Genomic DNA, 16,962 nt, shown 5'->3' on the forward strand with positions numbered 1-16,962 from the left:
GTGAGCGCAACAAAAAGTCATTCCTGTGGTAAAAAGTGGCTCATATGTAACACCACAGCCCCCGATGCACAATAAGGCCGAAAAAATAAACTATTATCCGTCTGAATCCGCAGCAAAAAAATGTACCTAGTGTCAGGCGACTTAAATCAAATTGTTGATATTGATATTTTTTTAACGCAAATTTTTCAGCCTCTCTCCCTTCCACTTTTCCCGTCATACCGGCCCCTGAACACACTATTAACTTGCGGTAAGTCATTGCCTGAATAATCGCTATATGATTTATTACATAGCGCTTATTTGGAGAGGATTGTGAAATGCAAAACCACTTTGGGAAAGGGCTAAAGGCGGGACTTTCAGCCAAAAGTGCATGGCCAGCATCAAAGGTTTCAGGCTATTGCGAGGAATATTTGCGCGGCTTTGTATTAGGCTATGCCCATAATCAGGCTCAGATTACCGGAGATGATAATACTGCTGCTTTTGAAGCCGGGGTAATATCCCGAAACTACAGCCTGGATAAAGATCTGGTGGCTGAGTTTTTTTCCGCCAGCGCCAGCCACCCGTCGAGGGCATTTTTTCTGGTCGGCTACGAGGGCATTGCCCGCAACGACGGGGATACTTTGACGCAAAAAACCGTCAGTTAATCCCGAACATAAAAAACGGAGGCATTAAGCCTCCGTTGATTCTTCAACAATATCGCAATTACATATTTGCGATCATGTCGTCGGCAAACTCGCTACATTTGCGCAGCTTAGCGCCTTCCATCAGACGTTCGAAATCGTAAGTCACAGTTTTATTGGCAATAGCGCCTTCCATGCCTTTGACGATCAGGTCTGCGGCTTCGAACCATTCCATGTGACGCAGCATCATTTCTGCGGACAGGATGATTGAACCTGGGTTAACTTTGTCCTGACCGGCATATTTCGGTGCAGTACCGTGAGTTGCTTCGAACAGTGCACAATCAGAACCGATGTTTGCGCCCGGTGCGATGCCGATGCCGCCAACCTGCGCCGCCAGGGCGTCGGAGATGTAGTCACCGTTCAGGTTCATACAAGCGATGACGTCGTATTCAGCAGGACGCAGCAGGATTTGTTGCAGGAACGCATCCGCAATTACGTCTTTAATGATGATGTCTTTGCCGTTGTTCGGGTTCTTGATTTTCACCCACGGGCCGCCGTCGATCAACTCACCGCCGAACTCTTCGCGCGCCAGCTGGTAGCCCCAATCCTTGAAGGCACCTTCGGTGAACTTCATGATGTTGCCTTTGTGAACCAGAGTCAGTGAATCACGATCGTTGGTGATGGTGTATTCAATCGCAGCGCGAACCAGACGCTTGGTACCTTCTTCGGAGCAAGGCTTGATACCGATACCGCAATCTTGTGGGAAACGGATTTTCTTCACGCCCATTTCGTCTTGCAGGAATTTGATCACTTTATCTGCTTCAGCAGAACCGGCTTTCCACTCGATACCTGCATAGATATCTTCGGAGTTTTCACGGAAGATAACCATGTCTGTGTCTTCAGGACGTTTAACCGGGCTTGGTGTGCCGGTGTAATAACGAACCGGACGCAGGCAGATATACAAGTCGAGTTGCTGGCGAAGTGCCACGTTCAGGGAACGAATGCCGCCGCCAACCGGAGTTGTCAGTGGACCTTTGATAGCAACACGGTAATCACGGATCAGGTCCAGAGTTTCTTCTGGCAGCCATACGTCCTTGCCGTACAGTTCTACGGATTTCTCGCCGGTGTAGATTTCCATCCAGGAGATTTTACGCTCGCCTTTATAGGCTTTCTGAACAGCCGCATCAACGACTTTGATCATAGCTGGCGTTACGTCAACACCGATGCCATCACCTTCGATAAATGGGATAACAGGATTATTAGGAATGACCAGTTTACCCTGAGCGTCTACTGTAATCTTTTTACCTTCAGCCGGAACAACTACTTTGCTTTCCATTAACCTCTCCTTCGAGCGCATTTTTGTTAAAAATTTGTAAGATGCCGGACGATATTACTCGAATATTTCTCGCTAGCCAATCCGAAACATTTTTCAAGTATAATGCGCTAATTCTCTCTAACTTCAATGCCTATGAACCCGCTATCTTTTAAAAATCACAACGTTAAACGTTTCAGCAAAAGGCCTGCCAAAGAACAATCTGCCCCAAAGGGGCCGAGAAAGGTGATTCTTTTCAATAAACCGTTTGATGTCCTGCCCCAATTCACTGACGAGGCAGGTCGGGCGACACTTAAAGATTACATTTCGTTAACAGATGTTTATGCAGCAGGCCGTCTGGATCGCGACAGCGAAGGTTTGCTGGTACTCACCAACGATGGCAAACTGCAGGCTGCGCTGACCCAGCCGGGCAAACGCACCGGAAAGATCTATTATGTTCAGGTCGAGGGTGAACCGGATGACGCCGCAGTGAAAGCTCTGCGCGAAGGCATCACGTTAAAAGACGGTCCGACATTGCCTGCAGGCGCGGAAATTGTCGATGAGCCTGAATGGTTATGGGCACGTAATCCGCCAATCCGCGAGCGCAAAGCTATTCCGACTGCGTGGTTGAAAATCACGTTATACGAGGGAAGAAACCGTCAGGTGCGCCGCATGACCGCTCATGTCGGATTCCCGACGCTGCGCCTGATTCGCTTCAGTATGGGCGAATACACCCTCGGCGACTTACAACCCGGCCAATGGAAGGAGATTCCACATGTTTAAACCGCACGTTACCGTCGCCTGTATCGTTCAGGCACAGGGAAAGTTTCTGGTTGTCGAAGAAACCATTCACGGCAAAGTTACCTGGAATCAGCCTGCCGGCCATCTCGAAGCCGATGAAACCTTAGTCAGCGCTGCAAAACGTGAGCTGTATGAAGAAACAGGTATCCGCGCCGAGCCGCAATTTTTTCTCGGTTTGCATCAGTGGCAAGCGCCGGACGCCACGCCGTTCCTGCGTTTCGCCTTTGTGATCGACCTGCCTGAAATGTTGGAAACCGCACCACAGGATGATGATATTGACCGTTGCCGCTGGGTGACTGCCGAAGAAATTATTGGCTCTGCGCAACTTCGCTCGCCGCTGGTGGCGGAAAGCATTCGTTGTTACCAGCAGTCGCCGCGTTATCCCCTGGAAATTCTGCACAATTTCAATCTGCCTGAATAAATCCCCCTTCCGGTTGTCGCCACGCTGTGAATCAGCGATGCAGCAACCGGCCTGACGTGATAAAATTTTGCGCTTCACGATTTACCTCGCGTGAAATTCTAGTAAAGCAGTACCTCTCTGTTCGGGTTTCTGTGGTGTTGGGTTTTCTGTAATGTCTGAGTTGCGCGCGGCCTTCATCCTCGTGGGACAAGCATCAGAAAAAGCACCGTCAGTACCGGGCAATTAATTCATGTGTTTCGGGACTATTATGTCTGACAACAGCCAGAAAAAAGTGATCGTCGGGATGTCCGGCGGTGTCGATTCCTCTGTCTCTGCGTACCTTCTGCAACAGCAGGGTTACCAGGTCGAGGGCCTCTTCATGAAAAATTGGGAAGAGGACGACGACGAAGAATATTGCACAGCTGCAACCGACCTCGCCGATGCGCAGGCCGTATGCGACAAGCTGGGCATTGAACTGCACACCGTGAATTTCGCAGCGGAATATTGGGACAACGTGTTCGAATTATTCCTTGAGGAATACAAAGCCGGACGCACGCCAAACCCGGATATTCTGTGCAACAAAGAAATCAAATTCAAAGCCTTCCTGGAATTTGCGGCGGAAGATCTGGGCGCGGATTACATCGCGACCGGCCACTACGTTCGCCGCCAGGATATCGATGGTGTCAGTCATTTGCTGCGCGGCGTTGATGGCAACAAAGATCAGAGCTATTTCCTCTACACGCTCGGTCACGAACAGGTCGCACAAAGCCTGTTCCCGGTCGGTGAGCTGGAAAAACCGGAAGTTCGCCGCATCGCGGAAGAACTGGATTTGATCACCGCAAAGAAGAAAGACTCAACCGGCATCTGCTTTATCGGCGAGCGCAAATTCCGTGACTTCCTTGGCCGCTATCTGCCTGCGCAACCGGGCGTGATTAAAAGCGTTGACGGTCAGGTGATGGGACAACACCAGGGTCTGATGTACCACACGCTCGGCCAGCGTAAAGGTCTGGGCATCGGCGGGCAGAAAGACGGCAGCGAAGAGCCGTGGTACACGGTGGAAAAGGATGTGGAAAATAACATTCTTTATGTCGCACAAGGTCACGAACATCCGCGCCTGATGAATGTCGGTCTGATTGCCCAACAGTTGCACTGGGTCGACCGCAAAACGCTGACCGCGCCGCTGACTTGTACGGTGAAAACCCGTTACCGTCAGGAAGATATTTCGTGCGTGGTGACACCGCTGGGTGATGACCGCATCGAGGTGCATTTTGATGCACCGGTTGCCGCCGTGACACCGGGCCAGTCTGCGGTGTTTTATCAGGGTGAGATCTGTCTGGGAGGCGGTATCATCGAACAGCGCCTGCCGCTTCAGGCCTGATACTCGGTAAATATATCGTTGAATACGGGACGCTTTCGGGCGTCCCGCGTTATTTCTGCCCGACTGTGATGCTCTGCATTGATTCCGAACTGTGTTTAGAAGCAGTTTTATGGCATGATCTGTCGCCATGAATTTGGGCTATTTCATTGTCACTGCGTCTCATCGTTTCAAAACGCTTACAGGAGTAAACGTGGCTAAAAATTATTACGACATTACGCTGGCTTTGGCGGGGATCTGTCAGGCAGCACGCCTGGTTCAGCAACTGGCGCACGAAGGCCATTGCTCGCAGGAAGAAATGTCAGTGTCGCTGCGCAGCCTGCTGGAGATGAATCCGGCGTCAACGCTGGCAGTTTACGGTAATAATGAAGCTAATTTGAAGATGGGACTGGAGACGCTGCTGGGTGTGCTCAACGCCAACCGTCAGGGGCCGGGCGCTGAGTTAACGCGTTATGCGCTGAGCCTGATGGTGTTGGAACGTAAGCTCTACGCCAATAAAGCCGCCATGAATCAGCTGGGTGAACGTATCGATCAGCTTGACCGTCAGCTGGCGCATTTCGAGCTGGAATCTGAAACGATGATTAGCTCCCTGGCCTCGATTTATGTCGATGTGGTCAGCCCGGCAGGTCCGCGCATTCAGGTCACAGGTTCACCGGCCATTTTACAAAACGCGCAGGTTCAGGCCAAAGTTCGCGCCATTTTACTCGCCGGTATCCGCTCTGCGGTGCTGTGGCATCAGGTTGGCGGTGGCCGCCTGCAATTGATGTTTTCCCGTAATCGCTTGTTTGAACAGGCGAAGAATATCCTCGCTCATTGTTAATAAGATCCCAGGAGTTGCTACCGATGGAATTATCCTCACTGACCACCGTTTCCCCCGTTGATGGACGCTACGGTGATAAAGTCAGCGCGCTGCGTACTATTTTCAGCGAATTTGGCCTGCTGAAATTCCGTGTGCAGGTTGAAGTACGTTGGCTGCAAAAACTGGCAGCCTGTGCAGAAATCAAGGAAGTTCCTGCTTTTGATGCCGACGCAAACGCTTTCCTCGACCAGATCGTGGCGGATTTTGATGTTAATGACGCTCAGCGCATTAAAGATATCGAAAAAACTACCAACCACGACGTCAAAGCAGTTGAGTATTTCCTGAAAGAAAAAGTAGCCGCCATCCCTGCCCTGCACGCGGTGTCTGAATTCATTCACTTCGCCTGTACTTCTGAAGACATTAATAACTTGTCCCACGCGCTGATGCTGCAAACCGCACGTCAGGACGTTGTGCTGCCTTACTGGAAGCAGATTATTGATGCCGTGAAAGGTCTGGCGCACAAGTACCGTGATATCCCGCTGCTGTCCCGTACCCACGGCCAGCCAGCGACGCCCTCCACTATCGGTAAAGAATTGGCTAACGTCGCTTACCGGATGGATCGCCAGTTTAAGCAGCTGCAAAACGTCGAAATCCTCGGCAAAATCAACGGCGCGGTGGGCAACTACAATGCCCACATCGTGGCATACCCGGAAGTGAACTGGCACCAGTTCAGCGAAGAATTCGTGACCTCTCTGGGCGTGACCTGGAACCCGTACACCACACAGATCGAGCCGCATGACTACATCGCCGAACTGTTTGACTGCGTGGCGCGTTTCAACACCATCCTGATCGACTTCGACCGCGACATCTGGGGTTACATCGCCCTGAACCATTTCAAACAGCGCACCATCGCTGGCGAAATTGGCTCTTCCACCATGCCGCACAAAGTCAATCCGATCGACTTCGAAAACTCCGAAGGCAACCTGGGTCTGTCCAACGCGGTATTGCAGCATCTGGCCAGCAAACTGCCGGTTTCCCGCTGGCAGCGTGACCTGACGGATTCCACCGTTCTGCGTAACCTCGGCGTGGGTCTGGGCTACGCATTGATCGCTTATCAGGCCACCATGAAAGGCGTCAGCAAGCTGGAAGTTAACGAAGCGAATCTGGCCAACGAACTGGATCACAACTGGGAAGTGCTGGCTGAGCCAATCCAGACCGTGATGCGTCGTTACGGCATCGAAAAGCCATATGAGAAGCTGAAAGAGCTGACCCGTGGCAAACGAGTGGACGCCGCTGGCATGCAGGCCTTTATCGATTCTCTGGAATTACCGGAAGAAGAGAAAGTGCGCCTGAAAGCCATGACACCGGGCAACTACATCGGTCGCGCGACCACTATGGTTGACGAACTGAAGTAAGTTTTAACTCTGCACGTAAAAAGGCGACCTCCGGGTCGCCTTTGTTTTTTCTGCGTAAAATGTCACTGCAAAAAATCTGCTTCCCTCTAAAATAGAGGCCATTACCGCAATCCGGAAAACGCCAATGAGCATGGACACCAACCAGCAGGTGCTGGAAAAACTGAAAACCGACCTGGCTCAGGCTGGCACCCAGCCGTTGTATCTGTGCTTTAACGAATCGGTACGTCAGGCGCTGGAAACCGGAATTTTGCAGGACGGTGACTTTCTGCCCAGCGAGCGCCAGTTTACCGAAGTGCTGGGAATTTCGCGGATCACCGTGCGTAAGGCGCTGGCGAAGCTGGAAGAAGACGGTCACATTGGTCGTTCACGGGGTTATGGTACTTTCATCAGGAAAACCGCAGAAGCCAAGCTGGAGTATTCACTGGCCGGTGTGAAAGGGTTCTCGCGGGAAGTGATGTTGCAGGGCCGCAAACCGGATACGTTGTGGATCAGCCGTGATCAGATTGCCGCTTCCGTGCTGATTGCCAGCAAACTGTCGCTCACCGAAGGCGCTGGCGTCTACAAGCTAAAGCGCATTCACTACATTGATAGCCGCCCGATGTCGGTGGCGATTTCCTACGTAGTGATGGATGCCATCGCAGACGTTCAGGATATCGGTGTCTCACTGTATGACTATTTCAGCCGTAATAATATTGAACTGGGCGCGCTGCAAAGCCGGGTCAGCGCAGCGATGAGCGATGCCGACACCTTGCAGGCTTTACAGCTGAACGAGCCGATGCCGCTGCTTATTATCAAACAAACATTGTTTGACGGGCAAAACCGCCCGATTGAATACAGCGAAAGTTTTTGCCGCAGCGACATGTACGAGTTTTTCAGCGAAGACTGACTTACGTTTAATCCACGCTTGCCAGTGAATCTGCCAGTTGCGCCAACGTCGGGGCACAGTCACCACCGGTTCTGGATACCACATACGCCGCCACGCAGTTTGCCAGCATCATGCTTTGCCAGTGCGTCAGCCCGAGGGAAAGCCCCGCCAGCAAACCGGCGCAATGGCTGTCGCCTGCACCAATACTGTCTGCCACGGTAATTTTACGTGCCGCAATCCAGCCACAATCTTCCGCCGATGCGTAGTAATAGCTTCCCTGCTCACCGCAACGTAATACCACCAGTTCACGGGTTTTACTGTACAGTTTACGGCAGAACACCTCAGCATCGCCGGTAAAACCGAGCATGGCGGCTTCGCGCTGATTCAAAGTCAGAATGACACCTGGGCGGATCAGCCGGTCAATGCGTTCCTGCGCCATCACATCCAGACGCGGGCCGAAATCCACCACCAGGCGTACCGCTTCAGGTAAGGTATCGAGCCAGTCGATCAGCACTGTTCCCTTTTTCGCGCCCAGCTGATAACCGGAAACATACACCAGTCCGTTTTCCGGCGTCGCCTGCGACAACCAGTCCGGCTGCCACTGATTCTCGATACCGTCGACCGAGATAAACGTCCGCTCGCCATCCGGCTCCACCAGCGCCAGGCACCAGCCGTTATCCGCCCCTCTCACCTGCAAATCGGAAACAATTTCCCGCGCTGCCATTTCACGACGCAGACGATCGCTCCACATTCCTTCGCCCACCGGCAACAGATTGCGGCTATGAATACCCAGCTGTTTCAGCCCGAGTGCAATATTCAGCGCGCAGCCGCCGAGATGAAATCCGGTCACATCCGCGGCGATATCCCCGCCGCGCTCCGGCAGAGCATCGGCTTTGGCGACCATATCCATCACCGCCGCACCAATTACCATCACCGGCGTCTGCTGATGCCAGTCCCCCTGCGTCAGGGTTTGCAATAATTCACGATGCTCATGGCTCATTTCGCCTCCTGCGCCTGCTGGCGAAAGCGCTGGAAAGCGTCGCTGTAACGCGTCATATCCTGAGGATTCACGCGTTTCAGCTCGTCCAGCCACTCTTTTTTAAATACCTCTATGCCGTTCAATGCACCACAAATCGCGGTCGCCATCGCGCCGATGGTGTCGGTATCACCGCCCAGATTGGCACACAACACCGCGCACTGATTCGGACAGGTTCCGGCCAGTTCAACCATCGCCAGCGCCGCCGGCACCGATTCGATAGTACTGACCCCCGCGCCAACCAGCTGATACACCGCTTCGGATGCCTGCTCAGTGCCCTGCGATTTCGCGACCGTGGCGAAGGCCAGTTCGATACGTGCGGCAAGCGATGCGCTGAAGGTGGTGGACTTGCGGGTCTGAGCATATTTCGCCACATCAGGCAGCGCGAGTTTGATTTCCTGCCAGCTCGCACCTTCAATGGCGCGCGATACTGCCCAGGCAATGACCACCGCACCGGCCACCGCGATATCAGATTTGTGTGTCGGGCTGGAGGCAATCCAGACCTGTTCGCAGAAATTCTCCAGAGGAGCCGAAGGCAGCACGCAGCCCAGCGGAGAAACTCGCATCGCTGCGCCGTTGGTCACACCGTTGTTTTCCAGATCTCCGATTGCCACGCCTTTCTTCTGCTCCGCCAGCGCCAGTTTGGAACTCGGGCCAAGGATGTTTTTATTGAACGCATCGAAGCTATCCACCCAGCGGATCACGTTACGGGCAATCAGCTCAGGCACCACTTTACCCTCGGCTTCCAGCAGTGCATCGGCCAGCGCCAGCGCCATCGAGGTATCATCGGTAAACTGCGCAGCCCTGAAATAACAGGCAGCGTTATTTTCTGCCGGGCCATCCATAAAACGGTCAATCCAGCCAAAATGCTTTTTAACGCGCTCACGGGGCCAGAGTTCCGATGGCATTCCCAGCGCATCGCCCAGCATTTGTCCGTACAACGCGCCGAGCATACGGCTTTCAGGGCTTAGCTGTGTCATGGTAAATCTCCCGATATCAATATGATGGCGGGCAGCCTGCCCGCCTTAAGTGTATAAATTAGTTAAGATGAAGCGGACAAACTGACCGGCGCGATGGTTTTACTGCGTTCACGGAAGAACAACAGGAACAGCAGCATGACGCCCACCACCATTACCGCGCCCACGCCCCAGACTGCGAACCAGTCAAAGGTCATGCCGTTTTTCGGCGTACTAAGCGCAAAGGTGGTCATCGCACGCCCGCCCAGCCAGTTGCCGATGAAACTGCCGAGCCCCTGACAAATCAGCGTGATCAGACCCTGCGCAGCGGTTCGCATGTGCGGCGGCGCTTTCTTATCAACGTAGATGTAACCGGTAACGAAATAGAAATCGTAGCTGACGCCGTGCAGCAGGATGCCGAGGAATAACATGCTGTATGCCCAGACATCCGCCGTGCCGCCGTAGATGAAGAACACGTAACGGATAGCGGCGGTGACAAAGCCCAGCATCAGCACTTTTTTAATGCCAAAGCGTTTGAGCAGGAACGGCAACGCCAGCATGGCGAAGATTTCAGACACCTGACCGAGCGTCATCCAGCCGGTCGCATTCGGCAGGCCAACCTGCGTCAGATAACCGTTGGCGAACTGGTAATAGAACGCCAGCGGCATGCAGAACAAAAACGAGCAAAGCGCGAAAATAGCGAACGAGCGGTCTTTCAGTAATCCCAGCGCATTCAGGCCGAACAGCGCTTTAATATCCACCGGCCCTTTGCCTTTCGCCGGGGTATCCGGCAGCCAGAAGCTGTAAACCCCCAGCGCGAATGACGCAATTGCGGTGATCCACAGCGGCAGATTACTGTCGGAAATATTGCCCATACCGAGCAGCGGCGGCAGGACAAAACCAATCACCAGACCGGAGGCTATCCAGCCCAGCGTGCCGAGCACACGAATGCGCGGAAAATCTTTTTCGGTGTCACCGATATTGGCGAAGGCGATGCTGTTGGTCAGCGCGACCGTCGGCATATAGGTGATGGCGTAAACCACCAGCAGCGGGAAGAAAGAAGAAAATTCGGTTTGCAGGGCGATAAAGCACATCAGTACACCGCCAGCCAGCAGCAGCCAGGCCAGAACTTTTTGCGCAGCAAAGTAGCGGTCAGCGATGACCCCGACCAGCACCGGCGAGAGAATAGCGGCAATCGCCGTACTGCTGTAAGACCAGGCGATCTCCGACGGACTAAAACCCAGCTTATTGAGATATTGCCAGAGAGGCACAAACCATGCTCCCCAGATAAACCACTCAATAAACATCATAACGGACAGCTTCAGATGGGTACGTTTCATTATTATATCCTTGCTGAATGGGAAACCCGCGCGGTGCCCTGGCACCAAAAGCAGCGGATGAAATCAGGCATTCAAGATACCTTTGTAATACCTTAATAGTACCTTTGTTTTTTATCAGAGATCAAAATCACAATTTATGCTTCTGCCCGCAAAAGCCGTTTATAATTTGTTTAGGTTCTGTTGATGTTTGTCAGCCCTATGTTGAACCGGGGTTGATTAAAATTTTTCAGGATCCTATAGACTTAACCGCAGAAAATTATGTCCTGTCCCGCGTACTGAGAATAAGGAATTATTATGCGCATTTTAGTCATTGAAGATAACGCACTGCTACGTCATCACCTTTCAGTACAGTTGCGGGAAATGGGCCATCAGGTGGATGCGGCGGAAGACGCCAAAGAAGCCGACTACTTTTTGCAGGAGCATGCGCCGGATATTGCGATTGTTGATCTGGGTTTACCGGGCGAAGACGGGCTAAGCCTGATCCGCCGCTGGCGCAGTCATCAGACCAATTTGCCGATCCTGGTGCTGACCGCCCGCGAAAGCTGGCAGGATAAAGTCGCGGTGCTGGAAGCCGGTGCGGATGATTACGTCACCAAACCTTTCCATCTGGAAGAAGTGCTGGCGCGTATGCAGGCCCTGATGCGCCGTAACAGCGGCCTCGCCTCGCAGGTCATTACCCTTCAGCCTTTTCAGATTGATTTGTCCCGCCGCGAGCTGACGGTTAACGAACAGCCGATTAAACTGACCGCTTTCGAATATACGATTATTGAAACGCTTATCCGCAACGCCGGAAAAGTGGTGAGCAAAGATTCGCTGATGCTTCAGCTTTATCCTGACGCCGAACTGCGCGAAAGCCATACCGTGGACGTACTGATGGGACGGTTGCGTAAGAAATTACAGGCGGAACATCCGGTTGATGTGATCACGACCGTTCGCGGCCAGGGTTACCGTTTCGACATCCGCCCGTAAGGGTTTGTTGCTCAGCACGAAAGGACGCGCCATGAAAGGACGTACCAAAAAACCCTTCTCCCTTCGCGTCCGTTTTATGATGGCGACCGCGGCGGTCGTTCTCGCCCTGTCGCTGGCTTACGGGCTGGTGGCGGTCGTCGGCTATATGGTCAGTTTTGATAAAACCGCCTACCGTTTGCTGCGCGGCGAAAGCAATCTGTTCTTCAGCCTGGCGCAGTGGCGCGATAACAAGCTGACCATCAACGTTCCCCCTGATCTCGACCTGAATACGCCAACGCTGGTGTTCATTTATGACGCCGACGGAAAACTGCTGTGGGCTGAACGCCGCATTCCTGAACTGGAAGCGCATATCGATAAAGCGTGGATGAACAAACCGGGTTTCTACGAGCTGGATACCGACACGCAAATCAGCAGCGAAGTACTGGGCAATAACCCGAAAGCGCAGGATAAACTCAAAAGCTACGACGATACCGACGCCAATGCGATGACCCACTCCATAGCGGTTAACACGTATAACGCGACGGCGCGCCTGCCGGCACTGAACATTGTGGTGGTGGATACCATTCCGCAGGAATTACAGCGTTCGGATCTGGTCTGGGAATGGTTCAGTTATGTGCTGCTGGCGAATTTACTGTTAGTCGTGCCGCTGTTATGGCTGGCGGCTTACTGGAGTCTGCGACCAATTAAAGAGGTCATCCATCAGGTTGCACAGCTGGAATCCCACGAGCGGGAATTGCTGGATGAAAATCCGCCCCGAGAATTGCGCGGGCTGGTACGTAATCTGAATATTTTGCTGCACGGTGAACGTGGCCGCTATGACCGCTACCGCACCACGCTGGCAGACCTGACGCACAGCCTGAAAACCCCGCTGGCAGTTTTGCAATCCACCCTGCGCGCGCTGCGTAATGGCAAGCAAATGACCATCGAAGAAGCCGAGCCGGTGATGCTTGAGCAGATAAGCCGCATTTCGCAGCAGATTGGTTACTACCTGCATCGCGCCACCTTACGTTCGGAACAGAACCTGCTGATCCGCGAAGTACATTCGGTACCGGCGATCCTCGACGGATTATGCTCGGCGCTGAACAAGGTTTATCAGCGCAAAGGCGTGGTGATCACCGTCGATATTTCGCCGGAAATCACCTTTGTCGGCGAAAAAAATGACTTCATGGAAGTCATGGGCAACGTCATAGATAACGCCTGCAAATACTGTCTGGAGTTCGTGGAAATCAGCGCCATACACACCGAACATGAGCTGGTGATTTTGATTGAAGATGATGGTCCTGGTATTCCAGAAAGCAAGCGCGAGGTGATTTTCCAGCGCGGTCAGCGCGCGGATACGTTGCGGCCCGGACAAGGTCTGGGACTTTCACTGGCCAACGACATTATCGAGCAGTACGACGGCAAGATTATCATCGGCGACAGCCCGCTCGGCGGCGCCAGTATGCGGGTTTGTTTTGGCCTGCAACAAGGCATCGAACTGGAGTAACGTTTTACCCGGCCATTTTGCCAGCAAATTTCGGCGCAATCTTAAGCAGAGTGCGAAATTTGCTGGCAATTGCCCAACTCAGCCGCAACACCTTCCGTTATAATCATTTACAGACAGTCCTCTTCTTTATCCACCCTCCTTTTAATGCAAGGGAAATACTATGGATTACCAACTCGACCTAGACTGGAATGATTTCCTGCAGCGTTACTGGCAAAAACGTCCTGTCGTGCTCAAACGCGGCTTTAAAAATTTCGTCGATCCTATCTCGCCTGACGAACTGGCAGGACTGGCGATGGAAAATGAGGTGGACAGCCGTCTGGTGAGCAATCACGACGGTAAATGGAATGTCAGCCATGGGCCGTTTGAAAGTTACGATCATTTGGGCGAAAACGGCTGGTCTGTGCTGGTTCAGGCGGTCGACCACTGGCACGAACCTTCTTCGCATCTGATGACGCCGTTCCGCCATATCCCGGACTGGCGCATGGACGATCTGATGATTTCCTTCTCGGTTCCGGGTGGCGGTGTGGGTCCGCATCTGGATCAGTACGACGTCTTTATTATTCAGGGCACCGGCCGTCGCCGCTGGCGTGTGGGCGAAAAAGTCGCCATGAAACAGCATTGTCCGCATCCTGATTTGCTTCAGGTCGAACCGTTCGACGCGATTATTGATGAAGAGCTGGAGCCCGGTGATATCGTTTATATTCCACCGGGCTTCCCGCATGACGGCTATTCGCTGGAAAATTCCCTCAACTATTCTGTCGGTTTCCGTGCGCCGAACGCCCGCGAAATGGTCAGTGGTTTCGCTGATTACGTGCTTTCACGCGAGCTGGGCAGCCACCGTTACAGCGATCCGGAACTGGTTGAACGTGAACATCCGGCCGAAGTACAACCGGCTGAGCTGGATAAACTGCGCGGCATGATGCTGGATCTGATTGGTAATCCCGCCCATTTCAACAGCTGGTTTGGTGAGTTTATTTCCCAGTCGCGCCATGAACTGGATCTGGCACCACCGGAACCGCCTTATCAGGCCGGGGAAATTTATGAGCTGCTGGAATCCGGTGAAACGCTGGAACGTCTGGGCGGTCTGCGCGTACTGCGCGTGGGCGATACCTGTTACGTGAACGGTGAAGCGATGACCACAGAACATATCGGTGCAGTCGACGCCATTGCGCGCCACAAAACCGTGACCAAAGAAATGCTCGGCGATGCGCTGGACGATCCTTCATTCCTTGCTTTGCTTTCTGCGCTGGTCAACAGCGGTTACTGGTACTTTAACGACTGATCCGTACAGTGCTGACCAAACAAAAGGGGCGATGTTTTCAGACATCGCCCCTTTTTTATCGCCGCCGGAAAATCCGTTAGTGTTTCACGGCCTCTTTCGCCGTCAGTTCCGCAATACGCATAATGACAGAGACCGCTTTTTCCATCCCTTCCAGAGTGACAAACTCATGTTTGCCGTGGAAGTTATAACCGCCGGTAAAAATATTCGGACAAGGCAAACCACGGAACGAAAGCTGTGCGCCATCAGTACCGCCGCGAATAGGTTTCATGACGGGTTCGATATCACAGTCTTTCATCGCCTGCTGCGCCAGCGCAATAATGTGCGGATGCTGCGCCACTTTGTCGCGCATATTGTAATAGTGGTCATCCAGCGTCACTTCGATATAACAGTCGCGATGCAAGCCTTTGCCAACCACGTGCGCGATATCAATAATATTTTTCTTACGGGCTTCGAATTTCGTTTTGTCGAAATCACGAATGATGTAGTGCATTTCTGCGCGTTCAACGTTGCCCTTAATGGTCGTCAGATGGTAGAAACCTTCGTAACCCTCAGTATGCTCCGGCGTTTCATCCGCAGGCAATTGGCTGTGAAAACGCGTCGCCAGTGACAGCGCATTCACCATTACGCCTTTGGCGCTGCCCGGATGGACATTATTACCGACAATTTTGATAGTGGCTGACGCCGCATTGAAGTTCTCAAACTCCAGCTCACCCACCCCGCCACCGTCCACGGTGTAAGCCCACTGCGCGCCAAAAGCAGGAATATCAAAACTCTGCGCACCTTTGCCGATCTCTTCATCCGGCGTGAAAGCAATGCGCACCGGACCGTGCGGAATATTGCTGTTTTTCAGCCGTACCATCGCGGTAATGATTTCGGCAATACCGGATTTATCATCTGACCCGAGCAGGGTTTTGCCGTCGGTGGTAATAATTGTGTGGCCGAGTAACTGATGCAAAACCGGGAACATCACCGGCGATAAAATTTCGTCGCCATTACCCAGCGCAATATCACCACCGCGATAATTTTCCACAATTTGCGGATTAACGTGTTTGGCCGTGAAGTCAGGCGCAGTATCCAGATGGGAAATAAAACCAATCACCGGCACTTTCCAGGCCACATTCCCCGGCAGGGTCGCCATCACGCAGCCTTTATCGCTGAGGGTGACGTCTGAGAATCCCAGTTCGGTCAGCTCATTACGCAACGCCTGCGCCAGTCGGGTCTGGCCTTCTGTGCTGGGCGTGTGTCTGACATTGGGTTTAGATTGGGTATCGAAAGAAACATAATGAAGAAAACGATCAAGCAACTTATTCATTTGGGTATCCTCTGGCGGCTGGGTTTTATTATGCGCAGCATGAAAACCGTGAATATTGCGTCAGGTCAGTTTTCGCCAAGTTTAACGAGATATGTCTATGGGACAGGCGCAATTTTTCGCTTCACGGCCAGATTGGCGAAAAAAAAGCCCGGTCTACGACCAGGCTTCGTTTTTCTTCGTCAGGAACTTATGGACAAATTCCGGTACGACCTGACTCGCCAGACCGTAATGCTTCATATCAAATTCACTTTCTACCTGACTCGGCTCAAGATTCAGCTCCACCGCACAGGCACCGCCGATACGCGCTTCGTGAACAAATCCGGCAGCCGGATAAACATGCCCGGACGTGCCAATCGCCACGAAGAAATCGGCTTTCGCCAGCGCGTCGTAAATCTCGTCCATACCAAATGGCATTTCACCGAACCAGACAATGTGCGGGCGCAGCGGTGCCGGAAACTGGCAGCAATGACAGCGGTCATCCACGCTCAGGTCGCCCGGCCAGTCCAGCACCTGACCCGACTGCGTACAACGCACTTTCAACAATTCACCGTGCATATGAATTACGCGGGAACTCCCGGCGCGCTCATGCAGATTGTCGATGTTCTGCGTCACCAGCAGGAAGTTGTCGCCGAGCGCTTCTTCCAGCGTAGCCAGCGCATAATGCGCAGCGTTCGGTTTGAGGTCTTCGGCCTGTAACTGGCGGCGGCGTTCGTTATAAAAACGCTGCACCAGTTGCGGATCCCGGCGATAACCTTCCGGCGTCGCCACATCCTCGACACGATGCTCTTCCCACAAACCGTCTGCGGCGCGGAACGTACGGATACCCGATTCAGCGGAAATCCCCGCACCGGTCAGCACCACCACAAACGGCTGTTTCAGTGAGGCCGCAGCCATTGAGTCACGGTGAAAAATATTCGACCGGAAACGCTGATGGCGAATGCGCTTGTTTTTGCGAAACCGACACAGACGATGACGTGTGCGCATGAAGTGCTCCTTA

General features: G+C 53.0%; 16 protein-coding genes. 10 read left to right on the plus strand and 6 right to left on the minus strand.

The window, feature by feature from the left end; genetic code table 11:
- The first annotated feature begins 314 nt into the window (after positions 1–314).
- Positions 315–641 carry a DUF2623 family protein gene (locus D5398_RS01650; RefSeq protein ID WP_120506066.1) on the plus strand — a complete coding sequence of 109 codons (327 nt, stop codon included), beginning with the start codon at positions 315–317 and terminating at the stop codon, positions 639–641.
- A gap of 58 nt (positions 642–699) precedes the next feature.
- Here D5398_RS01650 and icd read toward each other — a convergent pair whose 3' ends face one another.
- Complete coding sequence (icd, locus tag D5398_RS01655) at positions 700–1,953, minus strand: NADP-dependent isocitrate dehydrogenase (protein ID WP_112291085.1); 1,254 nt, start codon at positions 1,951–1,953, stop codon at positions 700–702.
- Between the two features lie 132 nt (positions 1,954–2,085).
- On the opposite strand from icd, the gene rluE reads away from it, so the two are divergent.
- From rluE to D5398_RS01685, 6 genes are all read left to right on the plus strand, one after another.
- Positions 2,086–2,712, plus strand: coding sequence for a 23S rRNA pseudouridine(2457) synthase RluE (gene rluE / locus D5398_RS01660; RefSeq protein ID WP_120506067.1), 627 nt, complete (start codon positions 2,086–2,088; stop codon positions 2,710–2,712).
- The gene (locus D5398_RS01665; protein WP_120506068.1) at positions 2,705–3,151 is read left to right on the plus strand and encodes an NUDIX hydrolase; all 447 of its coding nucleotides are present in this window, start codon (positions 2,705–2,707) and stop codon (positions 3,149–3,151) included. Before rluE ends, D5398_RS01665 begins: the two co-directional genes overlap by 8 nt.
- A gap of 247 nt (positions 3,152–3,398) precedes the next feature.
- Positions 3,399–4,508, plus strand: a complete 1,110-nt coding sequence (gene mnmA, locus D5398_RS01670) for a tRNA 2-thiouridine(34) synthase MnmA (protein WP_120506656.1) — start codon at positions 3,399–3,401, stop codon at positions 4,506–4,508.
- A 190-nt stretch (positions 4,509–4,698) separates the two neighbouring features.
- A complete protein-coding gene (hflD, locus tag D5398_RS01675) occupies positions 4,699–5,325 on the plus strand; it encodes a high frequency lysogenization protein HflD (protein WP_120506069.1) in 627 nt (208 codons plus the stop codon).
- 23 nt (positions 5,326–5,348) lie between these two features.
- A complete protein-coding gene (gene purB / locus D5398_RS01680; RefSeq protein ID WP_120506070.1) occupies positions 5,349–6,719 on the plus strand; it encodes an adenylosuccinate lyase in 1,371 nt (456 codons plus the stop codon).
- A gap of 124 nt (positions 6,720–6,843) precedes the next feature.
- The gene (locus tag D5398_RS01685; RefSeq protein ID WP_120506071.1) at positions 6,844–7,605 is read left to right on the plus strand and encodes a GntR family transcriptional regulator; all 762 of its coding nucleotides are present in this window, start codon (positions 6,844–6,846) and stop codon (positions 7,603–7,605) included.
- A gap of 7 nt (positions 7,606–7,612) precedes the next feature.
- Here the strand turns inward: D5398_RS01685 and D5398_RS01690 are convergent, their stop codons facing one another.
- The 3 genes from D5398_RS01690 to D5398_RS01700 all read right to left on the minus strand — a co-directional run bounded on the left by D5398_RS01690 (position 7,613) and on the right by D5398_RS01700 (position 10,916).
- The gene (locus tag D5398_RS01690; protein ID WP_120506072.1) at positions 7,613–8,584 is read right to left on the minus strand and encodes a PfkB family carbohydrate kinase; all 972 of its coding nucleotides are present in this window, start codon (positions 8,582–8,584) and stop codon (positions 7,613–7,615) included.
- A complete protein-coding gene (locus tag D5398_RS01695; protein WP_120506073.1) occupies positions 8,581–9,600 on the minus strand; it encodes an ADP-ribosylglycohydrolase family protein in 1,020 nt (339 codons plus the stop codon). The genes D5398_RS01690 and D5398_RS01695 overlap by 4 nt, the downstream gene beginning before the upstream one ends.
- A gap of 62 nt (positions 9,601–9,662) precedes the next feature.
- Positions 9,663–10,916 (minus strand): nucleoside permease, encoded by a 1,254-nt coding sequence (locus D5398_RS01700; RefSeq protein WP_120506074.1) that lies wholly within the window; start codon positions 10,914–10,916, stop codon positions 9,663–9,665.
- A gap of 294 nt (positions 10,917–11,210) precedes the next feature.
- Between D5398_RS01700 and phoP the strand changes: the two genes are divergently transcribed.
- From phoP to D5398_RS01715, 3 genes are all read left to right on the plus strand, one after another.
- Positions 11,211–11,885: a two-component system response regulator PhoP gene (gene phoP, locus D5398_RS01705; RefSeq protein ID WP_120506075.1), complete on the plus strand. Its 675-nt coding sequence runs from the start codon at positions 11,211–11,213 to the stop codon at positions 11,883–11,885.
- Positions 11,886–11,916: 31 nt separating this feature from the next.
- Complete coding sequence (phoQ, locus tag D5398_RS01710) at positions 11,917–13,371, plus strand: two-component system sensor histidine kinase PhoQ (RefSeq protein WP_120506076.1); 1,455 nt, start codon at positions 11,917–11,919, stop codon at positions 13,369–13,371.
- Positions 13,372–13,531: 160 nt separating this feature from the next.
- Positions 13,532–14,653 (plus strand): ribosomal protein uL16 3-hydroxylase, encoded by a 1,122-nt coding sequence (locus tag D5398_RS01715; protein WP_120506077.1) that lies wholly within the window; start codon positions 13,532–13,534, stop codon positions 14,651–14,653.
- Between the two features lie 76 nt (positions 14,654–14,729).
- Here D5398_RS01715 and pepT read toward each other — a convergent pair whose 3' ends face one another.
- Both pepT and cobB read right to left on the minus strand, forming a co-directional pair.
- Positions 14,730–15,965 carry a peptidase T gene (gene pepT, locus D5398_RS01720; RefSeq protein WP_120506078.1) on the minus strand — a complete coding sequence of 412 codons (1,236 nt, stop codon included), beginning with the start codon at positions 15,963–15,965 and terminating at the stop codon, positions 14,730–14,732.
- 153 nt (positions 15,966–16,118) lie between these two features.
- Positions 16,119–16,949 carry a Sir2 family NAD+-dependent deacetylase gene (gene cobB / locus D5398_RS01725; RefSeq protein ID WP_120506079.1) on the minus strand — a complete coding sequence of 277 codons (831 nt, stop codon included), beginning with the start codon at positions 16,947–16,949 and terminating at the stop codon, positions 16,119–16,121.
- Positions 16,950–16,962 lie beyond the last annotated feature (13 nt).

Source organism: Rahnella bruchi (genome assembly GCF_003614975.1).
Lineage (GTDB): Bacteria > Pseudomonadota > Gammaproteobacteria > Enterobacterales > Enterobacteriaceae > Rahnella > Rahnella bruchi.

Bases quoted from the DNA above. Each gene is read 5' to 3' on its own strand.
- D5398_RS01715 (WP_120506077.1), top strand. From the start codon at position 13,532: ATGGATTACCAACTCGACCTAGACTGGAATGATTTCCTGCAGCGTTAC.
- D5398_RS01665 (WP_120506068.1), top strand. From the start codon at position 2,705: ATGTTTAAACCGCACGTTACCGTCGCCTGTATCGTTCAGGCACAGGGA.
- D5398_RS01700 (WP_120506074.1), bottom strand. From the start codon at position 10,916: ATGAAACGTACCCATCTGAAGCTGTCCGTTATGATGTTTATTGAGTGG.
- rluE (WP_120506067.1), top strand. From the start codon at position 2,086: ATGAACCCGCTATCTTTTAAAAATCACAACGTTAAACGTTTCAGCAAA.
- mnmA (WP_120506656.1), top strand. From the start codon at position 3,399: ATGTCTGACAACAGCCAGAAAAAAGTGATCGTCGGGATGTCCGGCGGT.
- cobB (WP_120506079.1), bottom strand. From the start codon at position 16,949: ATGCGCACACGTCATCGTCTGTGTCGGTTTCGCAAAAACAAGCGCATT.
- icd (WP_112291085.1), bottom strand. From the start codon at position 1,953: ATGGAAAGCAAAGTAGTTGTTCCGGCTGAAGGTAAAAAGATTACAGTA.
- phoP (WP_120506075.1), top strand. From the start codon at position 11,211: ATGCGCATTTTAGTCATTGAAGATAACGCACTGCTACGTCATCACCTT.
- D5398_RS01685 (WP_120506071.1), top strand. From the start codon at position 6,844: ATGAGCATGGACACCAACCAGCAGGTGCTGGAAAAACTGAAAACCGAC.
- phoQ (WP_120506076.1), top strand. From the start codon at position 11,917: ATGAAAGGACGTACCAAAAAACCCTTCTCCCTTCGCGTCCGTTTTATG.
- D5398_RS01650 (WP_120506066.1), top strand. From the start codon at position 315: ATGCAAAACCACTTTGGGAAAGGGCTAAAGGCGGGACTTTCAGCCAAA.
- D5398_RS01690 (WP_120506072.1), bottom strand. From the start codon at position 8,584: ATGAGCCATGAGCATCGTGAATTATTGCAAACCCTGACGCAGGGGGAC.
- pepT (WP_120506078.1), bottom strand. From the start codon at position 15,965: ATGAATAAGTTGCTTGATCGTTTTCTTCATTATGTTTCTTTCGATACC.
- D5398_RS01695 (WP_120506073.1), bottom strand. From the start codon at position 9,600: ATGACACAGCTAAGCCCTGAAAGCCGTATGCTCGGCGCGTTGTACGGA.
- purB (WP_120506070.1), top strand. From the start codon at position 5,349: ATGGAATTATCCTCACTGACCACCGTTTCCCCCGTTGATGGACGCTAC.